Origin of the sequence: Taklimakanibacter albus (assembly GCF_016595235.1) — a bacterium.
Taxonomy (GTDB): domain Bacteria; phylum Pseudomonadota; class Alphaproteobacteria; order Rhizobiales; family Aestuariivirgaceae; genus Taklimakanibacter; species Taklimakanibacter albus.
Map to the genome: position 1 here is coordinate 1,331,195 of NZ_JAENHL010000006.1, position 16,309 is coordinate 1,347,503.

General features: G+C 63.1%; 15 protein-coding genes. 9 read left to right on the forward strand and 6 right to left on the reverse strand.

Annotated elements, in window-relative coordinates; translation table 11 throughout:
• Positions 1-66 precede the first annotated feature (66 nt).
• Together JHL16_RS11235 and JHL16_RS11240 are read left to right on the forward strand one after the other, a co-directional pair.
• Entirely contained in the window at positions 67-2,853 is a 2,787-nt protein-coding gene (locus JHL16_RS11235) for a hypothetical protein (RefSeq protein WP_200184903.1), read from the forward strand.
• A gap of 30 nt (positions 2,854-2,883) precedes the next feature.
• The gene (locus JHL16_RS11240) at positions 2,884-3,891 is read left to right on the forward strand and encodes a murein hydrolase activator EnvC family protein (RefSeq protein ID WP_200184904.1); all 1,008 of its coding nucleotides are present in this window, start codon (positions 2,884-2,886) and stop codon (positions 3,889-3,891) included.
• 6 nt (positions 3,892-3,897) lie between these two features.
• On the opposite strand, the gene JHL16_RS11245 is transcribed toward JHL16_RS11240, so the two are convergent.
• Both JHL16_RS11245 and JHL16_RS11250 read right to left on the reverse strand, forming a co-directional pair.
• Entirely contained in the window at positions 3,898-4,209 is a 312-nt protein-coding gene (locus JHL16_RS11245) for a hypothetical protein (RefSeq protein WP_200184905.1), read from the reverse strand.
• Between the two features lie 103 nt (positions 4,210-4,312).
• Positions 4,313-4,810, reverse strand: coding sequence for a single-stranded DNA-binding protein (locus JHL16_RS11250; protein ID WP_137857835.1), 498 nt, complete (start codon positions 4,808-4,810; stop codon positions 4,313-4,315).
• A 191-nt stretch (positions 4,811-5,001) separates the two neighbouring features.
• Between JHL16_RS11250 and JHL16_RS11255 the strand changes: the two genes are divergently transcribed.
• Positions 5,002-5,394 (forward strand): RidA family protein, encoded by a 393-nt coding sequence (locus JHL16_RS11255; RefSeq protein WP_200184906.1) that lies wholly within the window; start codon positions 5,002-5,004, stop codon positions 5,392-5,394.
• 34 nt (positions 5,395-5,428) lie between these two features.
• On the opposite strand, the gene JHL16_RS11260 is transcribed toward JHL16_RS11255, so the two are convergent.
• Complete coding sequence (locus JHL16_RS11260; protein WP_171028510.1) at positions 5,429-5,572, reverse strand: hypothetical protein; 144 nt, start codon at positions 5,570-5,572, stop codon at positions 5,429-5,431.
• A gap of 121 nt (positions 5,573-5,693) precedes the next feature.
• Here JHL16_RS11260 and gcvA point away from each other — a divergent pair, with 121 nt between their 5' ends.
• From gcvA to JHL16_RS11280, 4 genes are all read left to right on the forward strand, one after another.
• A complete protein-coding gene (gene gcvA / locus JHL16_RS11265; protein WP_200184907.1) occupies positions 5,694-6,614 on the forward strand; it encodes a transcriptional regulator GcvA in 921 nt (306 codons plus the stop codon).
• Positions 6,615-6,622: 8 nt separating this feature from the next.
• Entirely contained in the window at positions 6,623-7,000 is a 378-nt protein-coding gene (locus tag JHL16_RS11270) for a YkgJ family cysteine cluster protein (RefSeq protein ID WP_137857838.1), read from the forward strand.
• The gene (gene hisD / locus JHL16_RS11275; RefSeq protein WP_200184908.1) at positions 6,997-8,325 is read left to right on the forward strand and encodes a histidinol dehydrogenase; all 1,329 of its coding nucleotides are present in this window, start codon (positions 6,997-6,999) and stop codon (positions 8,323-8,325) included. Before JHL16_RS11270 ends, hisD begins: the two co-directional genes overlap by 4 nt.
• Before the next feature lie 136 nt (positions 8,326-8,461).
• Positions 8,462-9,154 carry an outer membrane protein gene (locus JHL16_RS11280; protein WP_200184909.1) on the forward strand — a complete coding sequence of 231 codons (693 nt, stop codon included), beginning with the start codon at positions 8,462-8,464 and terminating at the stop codon, positions 9,152-9,154.
• A 12-nt stretch (positions 9,155-9,166) separates the two neighbouring features.
• Here the strand turns inward: JHL16_RS11280 and JHL16_RS11285 are convergent, their stop codons facing one another.
• On the reverse strand, positions 9,167-9,802 hold the full coding sequence (locus tag JHL16_RS11285; protein ID WP_200184910.1) for an AraC family transcriptional regulator: 636 nt from the start codon (positions 9,800-9,802) through the stop codon (positions 9,167-9,169).
• 88 nt (positions 9,803-9,890) lie between these two features.
• Between JHL16_RS11285 and JHL16_RS11290 the strand changes: the two genes are divergently transcribed.
• The gene (locus JHL16_RS11290; protein WP_200184911.1) at positions 9,891-11,054 is read left to right on the forward strand and encodes an MFS transporter; all 1,164 of its coding nucleotides are present in this window, start codon (positions 9,891-9,893) and stop codon (positions 11,052-11,054) included.
• 378 nt (positions 11,055-11,432) lie between these two features.
• On the opposite strand, the gene JHL16_RS11295 is transcribed toward JHL16_RS11290, so the two are convergent.
• The gene (locus JHL16_RS11295) at positions 11,433-11,792 is read right to left on the reverse strand and encodes a VOC family protein (RefSeq protein WP_200185005.1); all 360 of its coding nucleotides are present in this window, start codon (positions 11,790-11,792) and stop codon (positions 11,433-11,435) included.
• Between the two features lie 209 nt (positions 11,793-12,001).
• Here JHL16_RS11295 and uvrA point away from each other — a divergent pair, with 209 nt between their 5' ends.
• Positions 12,002-14,929, forward strand: a complete 2,928-nt coding sequence (gene uvrA / locus JHL16_RS11300; protein ID WP_200184912.1) for an excinuclease ABC subunit UvrA — start codon at positions 12,002-12,004, stop codon at positions 14,927-14,929.
• 142 nt (positions 14,930-15,071) lie between these two features.
• On the opposite strand, the gene JHL16_RS11305 is transcribed toward uvrA, so the two are convergent.
• Positions 15,072-16,304: an MFS transporter gene (locus JHL16_RS11305; RefSeq protein WP_200184913.1), complete on the reverse strand. Its 1,233-nt coding sequence runs from the start codon at positions 16,302-16,304 to the stop codon at positions 15,072-15,074.
• Positions 16,305-16,309 lie beyond the last annotated feature (5 nt).

Consider the following 16,309-nt stretch of genomic DNA (forward strand, 5'->3'; position numbering starts at 1 on the left):
GAACGGCTTGCCCGCCTCCCACCGCCATGCGACGTTGGGTCAATCAGCCCCTTTTGAGTCTCCCGAATGGCCGAAGCGAAGAGCACCCGACCTCAGGCCGCATCGCCGGCAAGGATTCTCGTCACCGTCCACGGCATCCGCACTTTCGGGCAATGGCAGGACCGCCTGAGAAATCTCACCCTTCAGGCCAATCCGGGCATCCTGGTGGAGAATTACGGCTACGGCTATTTCAGCGTCATCGCTTTCGTCATCCCCCTCTTCCGCTGGCTGGCGGTGCGGTCCTTCAGGAACAATCTCAAGGTGCTGATGAAGTCGCATGAAGGGGCCAGCTTCACCTTCGTGGCCCATTCCTTCGGTACCCATCTCGTCGCTCATGCATTACGCAGCATGAAACCGGACGAGCGGCCGGATGTCGAGCTCATCATCCTGTCCGGCAGCGTCCTCAGATCGGCTTTCGACTGGGCATCCTTGATGAACCCGGCGCCGGGCAAGCCCGGCATCCGGCGCGTCATCAATGACTGCGGTCTGAATGATTCAGTCCTGATCCTGAGCCAGGCCGGCGTCCTGTTCACCGGCATGGCGGGCCGTGTCGGCTTCTACGGCTTCACCGGCGCCGACCTGGTCAACCGCTTCTTCCCCGGCGGCCATAGCCATTATTTCATGCCACCGGGCGATGATCCCGACGCCTTCATGAAGCGCTACTGGGTGCCGGTCGTGGCGGCCGGAGAGGCGGCTCTGCCCGGCCTGGAAATCCCGGTCGCCGGCACGCTTAAGGGAATCCAATATGCGCTCTACCGGGTCGCCGATCCGATCAAGCTCGCGCTATACGGTCTGCTGGCCTTCATCCTGGTCAACTACGCCTATCTCCAGCCCCGCGCCGAGGCGCGCCTCGAGCAGGCGCGGCGCGAATATCTGGCGGCCGCCGCGCAGACGGTATCGGACCGCACTTTGCCCGATGCCTTCAGCACCCTGTCGTCGATCTTCCAGCGCGGCCTTCTGAGCTCCGGCAACGACCGTGACAGAGCTTTGACCTTGGCGCGTTTTTCGCTCCAGCGTCTGGTGCCGGCAAGCACCGCGCTCGACGGCATCACCGAAGGCAGTCTCTTCGGCTGGGGCGACTTCAGCTATCTCAAGGCCGGCAGCCCTCTGCGGATCGCGATCGAAAATCCGCTCGCCGCCATTGGCGATGACGCCACGCACAAGCTCGTCGCGCTCGACCGCAACTCGTCCATCATGGTCCTCGATGCGCAAACCGGCCGTATCCTGCAGCAGTATCGCGCCGACCCGGAAGGCGATGTCAATTCGCCGGTTCTGTTCCAACGGCTCAAGGACGCGCCGGGCCGTTATCTCGTGACATTCGGGACTGAAGCTGCGAACCAGGATGAAGACAATGCATGGGTCTTCAGCCTCGACCTCGCGACAGACACCGTGTCTCTTGCCAAACCCGGCCTTACGCCGACCGAAGACTGTGCCGGCTTCGTCGACCTGGTCAATCTCGATCCCGATGATGACGACAGGACACTGTCGCAAGAGGAACAGCAGCAAATCGACGCGGAAAAGGAACGCCGCCGGCGGGTCGAGAAGAAATGCCTCATTTCCGTTTCACCCGACCAGGCGGCCGTGCGTTTTCTCGCCTTTCCCCGCGCCCGGTCGGAGGCCCTTCTGTGGACGAGTGAAGCGCGTCCCGCCGCCACTGCGGACGACAGCCTGACCTGCCCGTCGATCCGCCCGAACTTTGCTTTTACCTTGCGCACCGACATCGACCGCCTCGACTTCTCAGGCCTCCCGTCCGCCGAAGGCGAAGTGAGCGCCGATGAGGCGAAGCGCGCCTTTATCGACCAGAACGACTTTGGCTGTTTCATCGATTTCGTCGGCGCCGGCGGCCGCCACTTCATCGCGACCATGGTGGTTTCCGGGCAATGGAATTTCAGCTGGCTGCTCTGCGCGCTGAAGGATGATGTCGCCGCCGAGAAATGCCGCTTCGCCGGTCTGAATTGGGACTCTCATTCGAACTTCATTCTCTCGGCGGACAAGGCGCGTCTCGCCATTGCGGCGCGCGGCATGCTGGACATGCCCGCCTGGCTCGAAATGGATTTGAACAGCATGACCGTGCGCTATCCGGATGTCTGGGCCAACAGCCGGACGATCGCCATGGCCTATTCCGGCGAGGCCCTGATGACCGTCTCGCCGGCGCGCGGGGTGGCCGGTGGCGTCGAGGTCTGGGCTTATGGAACCGACGCGACTCCCACGCTGCAGGCCCGGCGTATTTTTGTCGCGCCGGAAGGTCTGGGCCTGGACGAGGAGCAGATGCGGTCCACCGTCGAAAAAACCGCATTGTTCGACTCCGATGGTGCGATCGTGCTGGCGACGCCCTTTCAGCAGTTGTCGGCGCTCACCCTGCAAGACATCTCATCATTGCCTGGGTGGCTCAGAACAGCGCTGACCTGGCTGCGATGGCAGGCCAAAGGCGAAAGCCTCATCGCCTCGTCCTGGAATGTTTCCGAGACCGGTCTTGATCCGAAGGGAACGGTGACCTTCGCCATATCTCCCCAACGCAGTATCCTGGCGATCGCCAGCGGCACGTCATTGCGCCTGTTTCAAACCTCGGATGGGCGCTTCCTGTCCAACTCCATCGATCTCGCCACCCTGCCCGGTTGCGCAGGCCCGATCGAAGCTCTCGCCGTAGCCGATGATCTTTCCGTCACCGCCACCATGGCGGGCTGCATCGCGCATCGCGCATCGCCGCCGGGCATCGGCGAAACAGAATCCGTACTCGCCAATCCTGAGGATTTTCTCGGTGGCGGAACACCCGTCGACCGGCGCCTCCCGGGCGAGCGGCCTCTGCCCAAATAACTCCTCGATTTCACGCGACGAAGGATTTCCATGTTTCCCCGCTTTGAGCACCGATCCACAAAGCTTTCCGCCGCAAGTCTGGGCGCTCTGCTTCTCCTGTCTTCGCCATCGCCTCTCCTGGCCGAGACGCAAGACGCGCCACCGGCGCAGATCACTTTTGCCTGGCCGATCGGCGGCCTCGCCGAGCTCGGCTTCGGCCAGCCCGACGGCGCTGGCGGCAGGCTGCAAGGTATACTTTTTGGTGTGAGGAAGGATTTCACTCTTCGTGCCGCTGCGGATGGTACGGCACTGTATGCGGGGCCGTTTCGCAGCTACGGTTCTCTTCTCATTCTCGACCATGGCTGTGGATTGAACAGCATTCTCGCCGGCGCGCAGCAGCTGTCGGTGACGATCGGGCAAAAGGTCCGCCGCGGCGAGCCGGTCGGCAGCGCGGCTACGTCGACTCAAAATGAAGTGAAGATCTATTTCGAGCTGCGTCGGAACGGCATCGCCATTGCCCCCTATCTCGTGATGCCGCCACAGGGCGCCACCACGCCGCGCACCGTACGGTGCACCGGCGTGAAGACCGACGAGGCGCCCGTCGATCCACAAACCGATCAGCCGGCAGCCGAAACGGCGCCGGCCCCGCCCGAACCCGCTTCCGCGCCATCCGCCGGCAAGATCGTCTGGACGGGTAAGTGGCCCTGGCCAGCCCGGGGCGAAATTCTCCGGGCCTTCAAGGTCGACGGCAATGACGGCATCAACATCGCGGTGCCCGAAGGCACCAATGTCAAGGCGGTTGAGAACGGCATCGTCATCTATGCCGGTGACGGCCTGAAGGACTTCGGGAACACGGTGCTCGTGCGTCACGAGGGCGGATTGGTGACAGTCTACGGTCACCTGAGCGAGCTCAAGAAGAAGCGCGGCGAGAATGTCCGGCGTGGCGACGTGATCGGCAAGTCCGGAAAGACCGGCGTGGCGCGCGAGCCTCAGCTGCATTTCGAGGTGCGGAAAAAGTCAGCGCCCGTCGATCCGGCGGAGTATTTGCGGGCGCCGTGATGCGGTTCAGTCGGGGCAGCTTCTGGCGACGATCTCGATCTTGAACTGACGCGGTCCGACACGTTGCCCGTTGTCGGGCATATCGACGATGGCGACGTCGACATGGCAAGGACCGGCCGTCACCCGATAACGATCGGTCTTGAGACTCTCGATGCGGTCGATGGGCTGGCTGACATTGAACGCATCGACGACCGCCGGATCATCGAGGATCGCCTGAAGCTCGGCGATGCGCTGATAGTTCGGCGCCAAGGCGGCCTGTGCGAGCGAGACAGTCGAAAGAACCAGTGCGCCGGCACACAGGAACCGCTTCAGCCGCATGGTCTCCCCCCGTTACACTTTCTTGGAACAACAGCTTCCCAAGCTGTGGCCCGGGGCGGTTCAGTTCCCGCCCCGGCCATTTTCGTCAATCGGGCAACCCGCCTCAGAACGGCACTTCGTCGTCGAGATCGCGGGCGAAATTCTGCTGCGGGCGGGCACCGCCGCCGCTGCGCGGACGTTCCATCGGGCTCGACTGGCCAAAGCTGTCGCCGTTGCCACCGCCGAAACCGGCGCTGTCGCCGCCACCGCTGCGCCCATCGAGCATGGTGAGCTCGCCGCGATATTGCTGCAGCACCACCTCGGTCGAGTATTTCTCGACGCCGTCCTTGTCGGTATATTTGCGCGTCTGCAACTGGCCCTCGAGATAGACCTTGGCGCCCTTCTTCAGATACTGCTCGGCGACCTTCGCCAGATTCTCGTTGAAGATGACGACGCGGTGCCACTCGGTGCGCTCCTTGCGCTCGCCCGACTGCTTGTCCTTCCAGTTCTCCGAGGTGGCGATCGAGAGATTGACGATCGGGCGGCCGTCCTGCGTATGACGCACCTCCGGATCCTTGCCGAGATTCCCCACCAGAATGACTTTGTTCACCGATCCGGCCATATCCGCTTCTCCTTGCTTTCCGGGCACCACGCGTGGTCGCGCCACATTCATAAACATCGATCAGGGATGGTGATCTACCAAAGCTCACCTGCGATCCACTGTGGATCGTATGTTATCCCCGGGTAATATGTTCTCTTTATGTTCCAGAATCAAGCGCTATAAGGGCTGTCCCGTCGAAATAGGAGATTTAAATGCTGAAGCAGATCGAGACCGATGCCGCCCCCAAGCCCTTCTCCAATTATGCCCAGGCGATCGAAGTGGCGCCGGGCGCCCGCCATCTGTTCGTCGCCGGCCAGGTCGGTGCCGATCCGGCGACCGGCAATATCCCTGAAAGCGCGGAAGAGCAGCACCGCCTCGCCTGGGCCAATGTGCTGGGCATATTGAAGGCGGCCGGCATGGACCATCGCGCCATCGTCGATGCGCGGGTCTTCATCACCGATCGCTCACAGATCGGACTTTACCGGCAGGTGCGGGACGAGATTCTGAAGGGTCACAAAGCGGCGGCGACCTTGCTGGTGGTCGCGGGCCTGGCCGATCCCAGGCTGGTCGTCGAGGTTACCGTCATAGCAGCGGCCCCGGTCTGAGATCGACAGGAGCCGCATCAAGGGTCAGGAGAACTTAGCCGCGGACGAAGGGCTTGAACAGAGAGAAGCTCTTCGGCTCGGCGCCGTTCTTCGCAGTTGCAACATTGGCCGGATGCTTCTGATCCTGCATCATGGCCGCGTTGTAAACATTTGAATAAGCTTCGAAAATCCAGTTCATGATCAATCTCCTTTTTTTTGTTTTAGGCAATCTCGGTATGGGTGGAAGATAGTCAATTCGCGCTTGCACCACAAACGGCATTATCCTACGCTACCTGTAAGGAAAACTCACAGGACAGCCCATGGCCCGGCGTCTGCCATCGCTTAACGCCCTGCGCGCCTTCGAGGCCGCCGCCCGGCATGAAAGCTTCACCAATGCCGCCGTGGAGCTGTTCGTGACCCATGCGGCGGTGAGCCGGCATATCCGTGAATTGGAGGAATGGCTGGGCACCGACCTCTTCAACCGCACCGGCCGGGGCGTCGAGCTGACCGATGCCGGCCGCCGCTACGGCGCCCGTCTCACCCCCCTCTTCGACAATATGGCGGAAGCGACAATCGAGGCCGCGGCACAGGGCAAGGTGCGCAGCCTCAATGTCTCGGTCGAGCCCTCGATCGCATCCCGCTGGCTGGTGCCGCGCCTCGGCCGCTTCAACGAGCTTCATCCCGATATCGAGCTCAACATCGATCCCGAGAACCGCCTGGTCGATTTCCGCTCCGACAAGGCCGATCTCGGCATCCGCTACGGTCTCGGCCGCTGGCCCGATGTCGAGATCCAGAAGCTCATCTCGGATGTCGAGATCTTCCCGGTCTGCAGCCCGCGCCTCCTCAAAGGCCCGCTCAGCCCCGGCGATCTCGCCGACTACAATCTCTTGCATGAGAGCCGTAAGCAATATTGGACCGACTGGCTCCATGCCGCCGGCATCAAGGGCGTCGAGGACTGGCGCGGCACCGTCTTCCAGGGCCATCTCGCCATCGAGGCGGCGGAAGCGGGCCAGGGCTTCGCGCTCGGCGACATGATCCTGTGCACCGACGCCATGGCGGCGGGCCGGCTGGTGCGCCCCTTCGCTCTCGACATCAAAGATCATGGCGGCTACTTCATCGTACGCGCCAAAGGGTCTAAGGAATCAGCCCCGGCGCGCGCCTTCCGCGAGTGGCTGCAGGCCGAAATGGCCGAAACCCAGCGGAAGTTCGCGAGCATCAAGAGCGCGTCCACGAAGAAATAGGCCACCCTATGCCCAGAAAGAAATATGACTGCCTGAAGTGCCCCGGCTATTGCTGCTCCTATCCGGTCGTCGAGGTGAAGGACCGCGATGCCGCGCGCATCGCCAAACATTTCGACCTCCCCTTGAAGGACGCCGAGAAGAAATACTTCAAGTCCGCTTACGGCTATAAGCGCGTGATGCGGCGCAAGAAGGACAAATTCTTCGGCCGCATCTGCCAGTTCTTCGACACCGAGGCCCGCCGCTGCACCATCTATGAAGCCCGTCCCTGGGCCTGCCGTGATTATCCCGGCAAGGATAATTGCGGCTACTGGGACTTCCTCGCCTTCGAGCGCAACGCCCAGGAAGACGACACCTACGTGTCGACGACGTTCCACAACGAAAGATGACGGCTGCCGTCAATTTCGTAAGGCTGGACGGGCTTTCGGCGGAGGAACGCCGCCGGTGCCTTGCCCGCACCGAAAGCGACCTCAGGCCCTATCTCGAGAAAGTGGCGCCGATCATCGACGCGGTGGCCGCCGAAGGCGATGAGGCGGTGGCCCGCTTCACCCGCCAGTTCGACAAGGCGCCGGTCGCCGCCGACGATCTCGCGGCAACGCCCGACGATTTCGTCCGTGCACGGAAATCTCTCAAGCCCGACATCACCGAAGCCATCGCCTTCGCCGCCCATAACATCACGAAGTTCCATCAGCGGCAGAAGCCTGAGGAGATGTGGCTTACCGAGATCGCGCCCGGCGCCTTTGCCGGCGACCGCATCGGCCCCATCGCCTCGGTGGCCTGTTATGTGCCGCGCGGCAAGGGCTCGTTTCCGAGCTCCGTCATGATGACCTGCATCCCGGCCAAGGTGGCGGGCGTCGACAAGATCGCCATCGTCACCCCGCCCGGCCCCGACGGCTCGATCGATGCCGCCACGCTGGTCGCCGCCGAAGCGGCGGGCGTATCGCAAGTCTTCAAATGCGGCGGCGCCCAGGCCGTCGCCGCCGTCGCCTATGGCACACGGACGATCCCCCGTTGCGCCAAGATCGTCGGACCGGGCAGTCCCTGGGTGGTCGCCGCCAAGCGCCTGGTCGCCGATCGCATCGACACCGGCACGCCGGCGGGTCCGAGCGAAAGCATCATCTTCGCCGACGAAACGGTGGATGGCCGCCTCGCCGCCCTCGATCTTCTCATCGAAGCCGAGCATGGCGCTGATTCATCCGCCTGGCTCGTCACCCATGTGCCGGCGGTGGCGGAAGCCGCGCGCGCCGTATTGCCCGAGCTCCTGAAAGAGATGAGCCTTGAGCGCGCCGGCTTTGCCGAGGCCGTGCTGAAGGGACCGCAAGGCGGCATCCTCCTCTGCCCCGATGCGGAAAGCGCCATCGCCTTCGTCAACGACTACGCGCCCGAGCATCTGCAGATTCTCAGCCTCGATCCCAAGGCCTGGCTGGCGTCCTTCAAGAATGCCGGCGAGATCCTGCTCGGCGAATACACGCCCTCGACGCTCGGCAATTTCGTGCTCGGTCCCAATCACGTCCTGCCGACCGGCGGCTGGGCCAGGACAGCCTCGCCGCTTTCGGTTTTCGACTTCATGAAACGCACCTCGATCGGCCATGTGACACGCGAGGGTTATGACGCGCTCGCTCGCCAGGCCCGTGTCATCGCGAATTACGAGGGCTTCGACGCCCACGCCAATGCGGTGTCCGATTTACGCACAAAATTCCTCAGGGTAAAATAAAGCCGATCAGTCGTCGACCCGAGTGTGACTTGCGCGCCACAGCGCCCAATAATAATTACGCGTGGCCATCTGCCGAGATTGACCTCCCGGAACAAATCCGACATTTCTCCGATCAACGCCATTCGGGGACACTGTCATGTTCAAGAGATTCTTCCTTACAACGTCGGTTCTGATCTCGACGGTGACATTCGCGCAGGCCGCTGATGTCGAGCCGGTCGCGGCGTTCGACTGGACCGGATTCTATATCGGCGCGCATGCCGGTTATGGCGATCCCTCGTTAGACGGCGTCTTCGATAGCGGCGAAAGCGACGACGAAGAGCGCTCATTCGCTGACGACATCAATGCCGACGGGATTCTCGGCGGCCTCCAGGCCGGCTACAACTACCAGATCGACAACATCGTCCTGGGCATCGAAGCGGATATCAGCTTCACGGATTTCTCCGGTGACACCGAGGATGAAGATGCGGGCGAACGGGATGGCATCAAGGCCGATATCGATTTCCTCGCTTCCTTGCGCGCCCGTGCCGGCTTCGCCGTCGATAACGTCCTCCTCTATGCGACGGGTGGTGTTGCTTACGCCGACGGCGAATTCGAGTTCAAGAACAGCGGCGACGATGCCGGCTCGATCGACATCGACGACTTCGGTTATGTCGTCGGCGGCGGCATTGAATGGGCCGCGACCGAGCAGACGAGCCTGCGGCTGGAAGGCCTCTATTACGGCTTCGGCAAGGAAAGAGATCTGGACGATATCGATGACGGCGATGAAGACGACTTCATCGAGCTCAAAGATGTCGCAGTGGTCCGCGCCGGCGTAAACTGGCGTTTCTAGAGCCTGAATTTCTCAGGAACTGGTGCCGAGACTGGCGAGCTCAGCGGCGCGATTGCGCCAGGCGAGGAGCGACAGGCCCGTCTCGGCGCGAAAATGGCGGGTGAGGCTGCGCCGGCTCATGCCGGCGATGTGCGCCCAGTCGTCCAGTCCGCGGCGCTCGCCTTTCGTCACGATGGCATTGCAGAGACGAACGAGACGGGCATCGCGCGGCATCGGCAGGGCGAGCTCCGCGTCGTCGGCGCGAGTCATCTCATCGACGATCAGCGCGGCGAGATGGCCGCCGCGCCCTTTCTCGTCATAGTCGGCCAGCTCCCCCGCCAGCGCTTCGATTGCCGCGGCCAGTAAGACCGACGTGATGATGACCTTGCAGTGAGTAGGCAGCACTGCCGCGGCAGCGGGCTCGACATAGGCGCTCCTCATCGCCACCGCGCCGCGCATGCCGATATCGTGATCGAGACCCGGCGGGATCCACAGCGCGTGGCCGCGCGGCACATACCAGGCGCCGCGCTCGGTCGTCGCCACCATCAGCCCCTGCGACGCGGTGAGAATCTGGCCACGGGCATGATGATGCCACCCGGTGCTCTCGCCATCCGCATAGAGCTGGGCATGGATGGTGACCAGGCGTGTGCCCTGCTCGAAATCATCCATGAGTTTGGCCCGATATCCCCTGTATTTGGCCCCACGCATTATATCGGGCCAGTTAGGTTGCGCAATATTGTCCCGCAACCGGACCACCATGACCGACGCCCGCCGCACCATCCTGTTCGTCAATGCCGCGCATGCGCTCACCCACTATGTGATCCTGATCTTCCCGACCGCCGTGATCGCCATCAGCCTCGAATGGCAGCTCGGTTATGGCGAGCTGGTTCCCCTCGCCACGGGCTGCCTCGTTGCCCATGGGCTGCTCTCCTTGCCCGCCGGCTGGCTGGTCAATGTCGTGGGCCCGGAGCGGCTTCTGGCGGCCTTCTTCGCCCTCACCGGACTGGCCTGCTTCCTGGTCGCCGCGGCGGGGTCATGGCTCATGCTCGGCTTCGCATTATTGCTCCTCGGTGCCGCCGGAGCGATCTATCATCCGGTCGGGCTCACCCTCCTCACCTCGGTATCCACCCGGCTTGGACGTGACCTTTCCATCAACGGTGTCTGCGGCAATATCGGTGCGGCGGTGGCGGCTGCCGGAACCGCGCTCCTCACCTCGCTCCTTGGCTGGCGCTGGGCCTTCATCGCTCCCGGCCTCGCCGCTCTGCTTCTCGCCGCTCTCTTCGCTGCCACGAGCCGCGCCCGGCCGGCCGCCGGGACGGTCCAAAAGCCGGCCAGTTCTTCGCAGAGCCTCCCGGTCCATAATGTCACTCTCGCCATCTGCACCATTATGCTGGCCTTCCTCGTTGGTGGTGTGACCTACAACATCGTCACCGTCGCCTTGCCCAAGATCGTCGATGAGCGTTACGCCGGCGCATTGCCGCTCATCGGCACCGGCGCGCTCGCAACCCTCATTCTCGTCTGCGGCGCGCTCATGCAGCTTGCCGCCGGGCGCCTCATCGACAGGCTGTCGCTGGCTTCCCTGTTCGTCATTCTCTCCGGCCTTCAGATGACCGGTCTTGCTCTGGCCTGGCTGGCCGATGGTCATTGGATGCTGATCGGCCTCGCTTTGACCATGGCCGCGATCTACGGCCAGGTGATCGTCGACGACGCCTTCGTGGCGCGTTATGTGCCGGAGCGCTTGCGGGGGCGTGCTTATGGCGTCAGCTATTTCCTCGGCTCCGCCGTCAGCGCGGCGGCCATTCCCATGATGGGGGTGCTCTACGGGCAAGGCGCAGGCTTCACGCCGGTCCTCGCCCTCACCGCGGCCTGTGGCGTGGCGCTGTTCGCTTGCGCGTTGGGCTTCCGCTATGCGGTGAGATGATGTTGCAATTTTGCCTCAAAAAATCGAAACCCCGCCGCGCTCATAGGCGCCGGCGGGGCACTCGATCATTCGAGATTTTCTTCGAAGTCCATTCCGGTAGTTATACCGGTAATTTTCGAGGCTCTGGAATTGCCCAGCTAAGGCACTCCGCCCTCGCATGAGGTTTTCAAGTGTGATGTGAGCGGCCTGATCAGCGTCGATTAGTGCTGCAGCGCGCTGTCAGAACCGTGACTGCGAGACCTGCCGCAGTCGAAGAAGGTGACCCGGTGGATTCATGCCTCCCTCCTTAGAGTTTCTGTCATCAATCTCACGACCGATGATGATTTTTATCTTGGTCCTCTCCCCCGCGATGTCAAGTCAAAAGGGCCGCCATGCGTGTCACGATTTGCGATAGGCGCGGCTGGAAACCGAGATCGAATTCTTGGCCGGATCGCGCGCATTGGCGAACACGTAACCTTGACCTTGATGGAGAGCGCTGAACACCAGCCCTTTCTTTGCGCAGTCGGCGCAAAATGCTTCGACATCCTCGACATCGAAAACCAGCTTGACCTGGGACTGGCCGACTTTCTGCGCCCGTCCGGCCTGATGGATCATCAGGCGGGCGCCGCCATCGGCCGCGACAAGTTCCACGATCCGGTCGCCGTCTTCCTTGCGCGCCTTGAATCCGAAGAATTTTTCATAGAACGCTACGGTTTGTTCCATGTCCATTGCGTAGAGAATGATCCGGTTCAGGGGCATCTGGATTGTTCCTTCTGGTATCCACGTCGAGTACGCCTCGCTCCAGGCGCCTTGGACACCATTTCTTCCCCTGTGGACAGCGGAATTTCGACCCTTGTGCATAGCGGTCAAGCTGCTGACATGTTCTGGCGCTTGAAGGGGGCAGCATGCCGTCTTCGGGTGCTCATCGAGCTTGCCCGCGTTCTCTATTTGGTCTAGTCAAAGCGCCCATGGCCGAACACAAGAAAACTCTCTCTATTCAGGGTGCGCGCGAGCACAATCTGAAGAATGTCTCGATCGAGCTGCCGCGCGACAAGCTCATCGTCTTCACCGGGCTGTCGGGCTCGGGCAAGTCCTCGCTCGCTTTCGACACGATCTATGCCGAGGGCCAGCGCCGCTATGTCGAAAGCCTGTCGGCCTATGCCCGCCAGTTCCTCGAGATGATGCAGAAGCCGGATGTCGACCAGATCGACGGCCTGTCGCCCGCCATCTCGATCGAGCAGAAGACGACCAGCCGCAATCCGCGCTCGACGGTGGGCACCGTCACCGAGATCTATGATTATATGCGGCTCCTCTTCGCCCGGGTCGGTGTCGCTTATTCGCCCGCGACCGGCCTTCCCATCGAAAGCCAGACCGTCACCCAGATGGTCGACCGGGTGCTGGAGCTTCCCGAAGGCACCCGCCTCTATCTGCTGGCCCCCATCGTGCGCGGCCGCAAGGGCGAATACCGCAAGGAGATGGCCGATCTCCAGAAGAAGGGCTTCCAGCGCGTCAAGGTCGACGGCAAGTTCTACGAGATCGACGCCGTCCCGGCCCTCGACAAGAAGTACAAGCACGACATCGACGTGGTGGTCGACCGCATCGTGGTGAAGCCCGATCTCGGCAACCGCCTCGCCGACAGTTTCGAGACGGCGCTCAAGCTCGCCGAAGGCCTTGCCATCGCCGAATATACCGACAAGCCCTTGCCGCCGTCGCGCACCACCGAGGAGAGCGCCAACAAGTCGAAGAACGAGACGCATGAGCGCATTCTCTTCTCGGAGAAATTCGCCTGCCCCGTCTCGGGCTTCACCATCGAGGAGATCGAGCCGCGCCTCTTCTCCTTCAACAACCCTTTTGGCGCCTGTCCCAAATGCGACGGGCTCGGCACGGAGCTCCGCTTCGAGCCCGAACTCGTGGTGCCCGACGCCACCCTATCGCTGCGCGATGGCGCCATATTGCCCTGGGCCAAGACCGGCAACACCTCGCCCTATTACACCCAGACTCTCGAGGCGCTGGCCAAGCACTACAAATTTTCGATGAGCGCCGCCTGGAAGGAACTCCCCAAGAAGGCGCGCGACGCCATCCTGTTCGGCACCGGCGAGGACGAGATCACCTTCGTCTATGACGACGGCCTGCGCACCTACAAGACGAAGAAGACCTTCGAGGGCGTCATCGGCAATATCGAGCGGCGCTGGCGCGAGACGGATTCGCAGTGGATGCGCGAAGAGTTGTCGCGATTCCAGTCGGACCATCCTTGTGATGCCTGCAGCGGCTATCGCCTGAAACCGCAGGCGCTCGCCGTCAAGATCGACAAGCTGCATATCGGCCAGGTCTCCGAGATGTCGATCAACGGCGCCAATGACTGGTTCGAGAAGCTCGAAGGCAAGCTCAAGCCAAAGGACCGCGAAATCGCCGCGCGCATTCTGAAGGAGATCCGCGCCCGCTTGCGCTTCCTCGTCGATGTCGGCCTCGATTATCTCAATCTGTCGCGCGTCTCGGGCTCGCTCTCGGGCGGTGAAAGCCAGCGCATCCGCCTCGCCTCGCAGATCGGCTCCGGCCTCACCGGCGTGCTCTATGTGCTGGACGAGCCCTCGATCGGCCTGCATCAGCGCGACAATGCCCGCCTGCTAGAAACCCTCATCCATCTGCGCGACATCGGCAACACCGTGATCGTCGTCGAGCATGACGAGGACGCGATCCGTCTCGCCGATTATGTCGTCGATATCGGCCCCGGCGCCGGCGTCCATGGCGGCGAGATCGTGGCGCAGGGCACGCCCGCTCAGATCATGGCCAATCCGCGCTCGCTCACCGGCCAGTATCTCGTCGGCCTGCAGCAGGTTCCGGTGCCGAGCCGCCGGCGCCAGCCGGAAAAGGGCCGCCGCATCAAGGTGACCGGGGCCCGCGCCAACAATCTCAAGAACGTCACGGCGGAAATTCCGCTCGGTGTGTTCACCTGTGTCACCGGCGTGTCGGGCGGCGGCAAATCGACCTTGCTCATCGATACGATCTACCGCGCCATCGCCCGCAAGCTGATGGGCACGCGCGAGGCGCCGCTCGAGCATGACAAGATCGAGGGTCTCGAATTCCTCGACAAGATCATCGACATCGACCAGTCGCCGATCGGCCGCACGCCGCGTTCGAACCCGGCGACCTATACCGGCGCCTTCACCCCCATCCGCGACTGGTTCGCGGGGCTGCCCGAGGCCAAGGCGCGCGGCTATGAGCCGGGTCGCTTCTCCTTCAACGTGAAGGGCGGGCGCTGCGAGACCTGCCAGGGCGACGGCGTCATCAAGATCGAGATGCACTTCCTGCCCGACGTCTATGTCACCTGCGATGCCTGCCACGGCAAGCGCTACAATCGCGAGACATTGGAGATCAGGTTCAAGGACAAGTCGATCGCCGACGTGCTCGACATGACGGTCGCGGAAGGTGCGGAGTTCTTCCGCGCCGTCCCCTCGGTGCGCGACAAGATGGAGACGCTGGAGCGTGTCGGCCTGGGCTATATTCATATCGGCCAGCAGGCGACGACGCTGTCGGGCGGCGAGGCGCAGCGCGTCAAGCTCGCCAAGGAGCTGTCAAAGCGCGCCACCGGGCGCACCATCTACCTGCTCGACGAGCCGACCACCGGCCTCCACTTCCACGATGTGCGCAAGCTGCTCGAAGTGCTGCATGAGCTGGTCGACCAGGGCAATACGGTCGTCGTCATCGAGCACAATCTCGAGGTCATCAAGACCGCCGACTGGATCATCGACATGGGCCCGGAAGGCGGCGATGGCGGCGGCGAGGTTGTCTTCGCCGGCACGCCCGAGGACTGTGTGCGCGAGAAGCGTTCCTATACCGGTCAGTTCCTGAAGGACGTTCTGCGCCGCGGCCGCACGAAGGCCGAGGCGGCGGAGTAGCTCAGACGGATCCGCCCTCACCCTGAGGTGCGAGCAAAGCGAGCCTCGAAGGGCGTGGTGCCGTGTTCTCGCTCTATCCTGATGGATGCTTCGAGGGCCGCTGCGCGGCCACCTCAGCATGAGGGGATATGAAGGACTTTGGTTATCCGCCGCTCACTTCCAGATGCGGCGCCAGGCGCTTGCGCCAAAGGAAGACCAGGAACGATGCCGCGAGTCCGATCGCAGCACCCACGACCACCGGCCCCCTTATGCCGACCATGTCCCCGATATAGCCGATGAGCAGCGCGCCGGCCGATGGCGCCGCGTTGAAGACGACCGAATAGAAGGCGAAGACCCGACCGCGCACCTCGTCATCGAGGCCCGACTGGACGAGTGTCTGCGCGACGATGTTCTTTCCCGTGACGCCCACGCCGACGAGCAGCATACAGATGATCGCGATATGATGACTGGTGGTGAGCGCGAAGAGCGCTGTCGCGGTCGCGCCCAGCATGCCGAAGGCGGCCATGAGCGTCGTCAGGCCGGAATAGCTCTGGCGCCAGGACAAGAGCAGCCCGGCACCGAGCGCCCCGATGCCCATGGCCGAGATCAGCGCCGCGAAGCCGCCCGGCCCCTTGTCGAAGACGCCCCCGACGAAAGCCGGCAGCAGATCGGCCAAGGGCCTGACCGCCAGCGCGAAGATGCCGATGAGGATGAAAAGCGGCCGCATGCCGGGATGCGCGGCGACGACGGTCAGCCCCTGCCAGACGCCGCCCGGTTTCTTCGGCCGCGGCGGCGTGGTGTCCGCGCGCGACAGCCGCATCATCAGGAGTGCGATCACCACGGCGACGAAGCTCAAGCCGTTAAGGGCGAAGGCCGCGCCGATGCCGCCCCAGATGATCGCCGGCCCCGCCAGCATTGGCCCGACGACCCGCGCCACATTGGCCAGAACCGAGGTGAGCGCGATCACGGTCGGCAGATCCTCGGGTGGCGCCAATTTCGGGATCAGGGTGAGGCGCACCGGCTGCCAGAAGGCGCTGTTCAAGCCGAGCAGGAAGGTCGCAAGGACGAGGATCTCCGCGCTCACCCAGCCGAAGACTTGCAACACGGCAAGCAACAGGGCTTCGAGCGCCGCCAGCGACTGGAAGATGAGCGCCACCCGCCGGCGGTCCAACCGGTCCGCGACAAGGCCTGACACCGGCCACAACACAAGCCGCGGCAGGATCTCGGAGAGCGCCAACACACCCAGCCAGGTCGCCGATCCGGTCAGCTGCCACATGAGCCAACCCGCCGCCACTTCATGGATGCGGGTGCCGGCCAGGCTCAGCACCTGACCGGTGGCGAAGAGGCGAAAATTGCGGCTGTGAAAGGCGCGGAATGGACCTTTACGAAGATCCATCCCCA

Bases quoted from the DNA above. Each gene is read 5' to 3' on its own strand.
- JHL16_RS11305 (WP_200184913.1), bottom strand. From the start codon at position 16,304: ATGGATCTTCGTAAAGGTCCATTCCGCGCCTTTCACAGCCGCAATTTT.
- uvrA (WP_200184912.1), top strand. From the start codon at position 12,002: ATGGCCGAACACAAGAAAACTCTCTCTATTCAGGGTGCGCGCGAGCAC.
- JHL16_RS11285 (WP_200184910.1), bottom strand. From the start codon at position 9,802: ATGGATGATTTCGAGCAGGGCACACGCCTGGTCACCATCCATGCCCAG.
- JHL16_RS11240 (WP_200184904.1), top strand. From the start codon at position 2,884: ATGTTTCCCCGCTTTGAGCACCGATCCACAAAGCTTTCCGCCGCAAGT.
- JHL16_RS11290 (WP_200184911.1), top strand. From the start codon at position 9,891: ATGACCGACGCCCGCCGCACCATCCTGTTCGTCAATGCCGCGCATGCG.
- JHL16_RS11280 (WP_200184909.1), top strand. From the start codon at position 8,462: ATGTTCAAGAGATTCTTCCTTACAACGTCGGTTCTGATCTCGACGGTG.
- gcvA (WP_200184907.1), top strand. From the start codon at position 5,694: ATGGCCCGGCGTCTGCCATCGCTTAACGCCCTGCGCGCCTTCGAGGCC.
- JHL16_RS11235 (WP_200184903.1), top strand. From the start codon at position 67: ATGGCCGAAGCGAAGAGCACCCGACCTCAGGCCGCATCGCCGGCAAGG.
- JHL16_RS11255 (WP_200184906.1), top strand. From the start codon at position 5,002: ATGCTGAAGCAGATCGAGACCGATGCCGCCCCCAAGCCCTTCTCCAAT.
- JHL16_RS11245 (WP_200184905.1), bottom strand. From the start codon at position 4,209: ATGCGGCTGAAGCGGTTCCTGTGTGCCGGCGCACTGGTTCTTTCGACT.
- JHL16_RS11295 (WP_200185005.1), bottom strand. From the start codon at position 11,792: ATGCCCCTGAACCGGATCATTCTCTACGCAATGGACATGGAACAAACC.
- JHL16_RS11260 (WP_171028510.1), bottom strand. From the start codon at position 5,572: ATGAACTGGATTTTCGAAGCTTATTCAAATGTTTACAACGCGGCCATG.
- JHL16_RS11270 (WP_137857838.1), top strand. From the start codon at position 6,623: ATGCCCAGAAAGAAATATGACTGCCTGAAGTGCCCCGGCTATTGCTGC.
- hisD (WP_200184908.1), top strand. From the start codon at position 6,997: ATGACGGCTGCCGTCAATTTCGTAAGGCTGGACGGGCTTTCGGCGGAG.
- JHL16_RS11250 (WP_137857835.1), bottom strand. From the start codon at position 4,810: ATGGCCGGATCGGTGAACAAAGTCATTCTGGTGGGGAATCTCGGCAAG.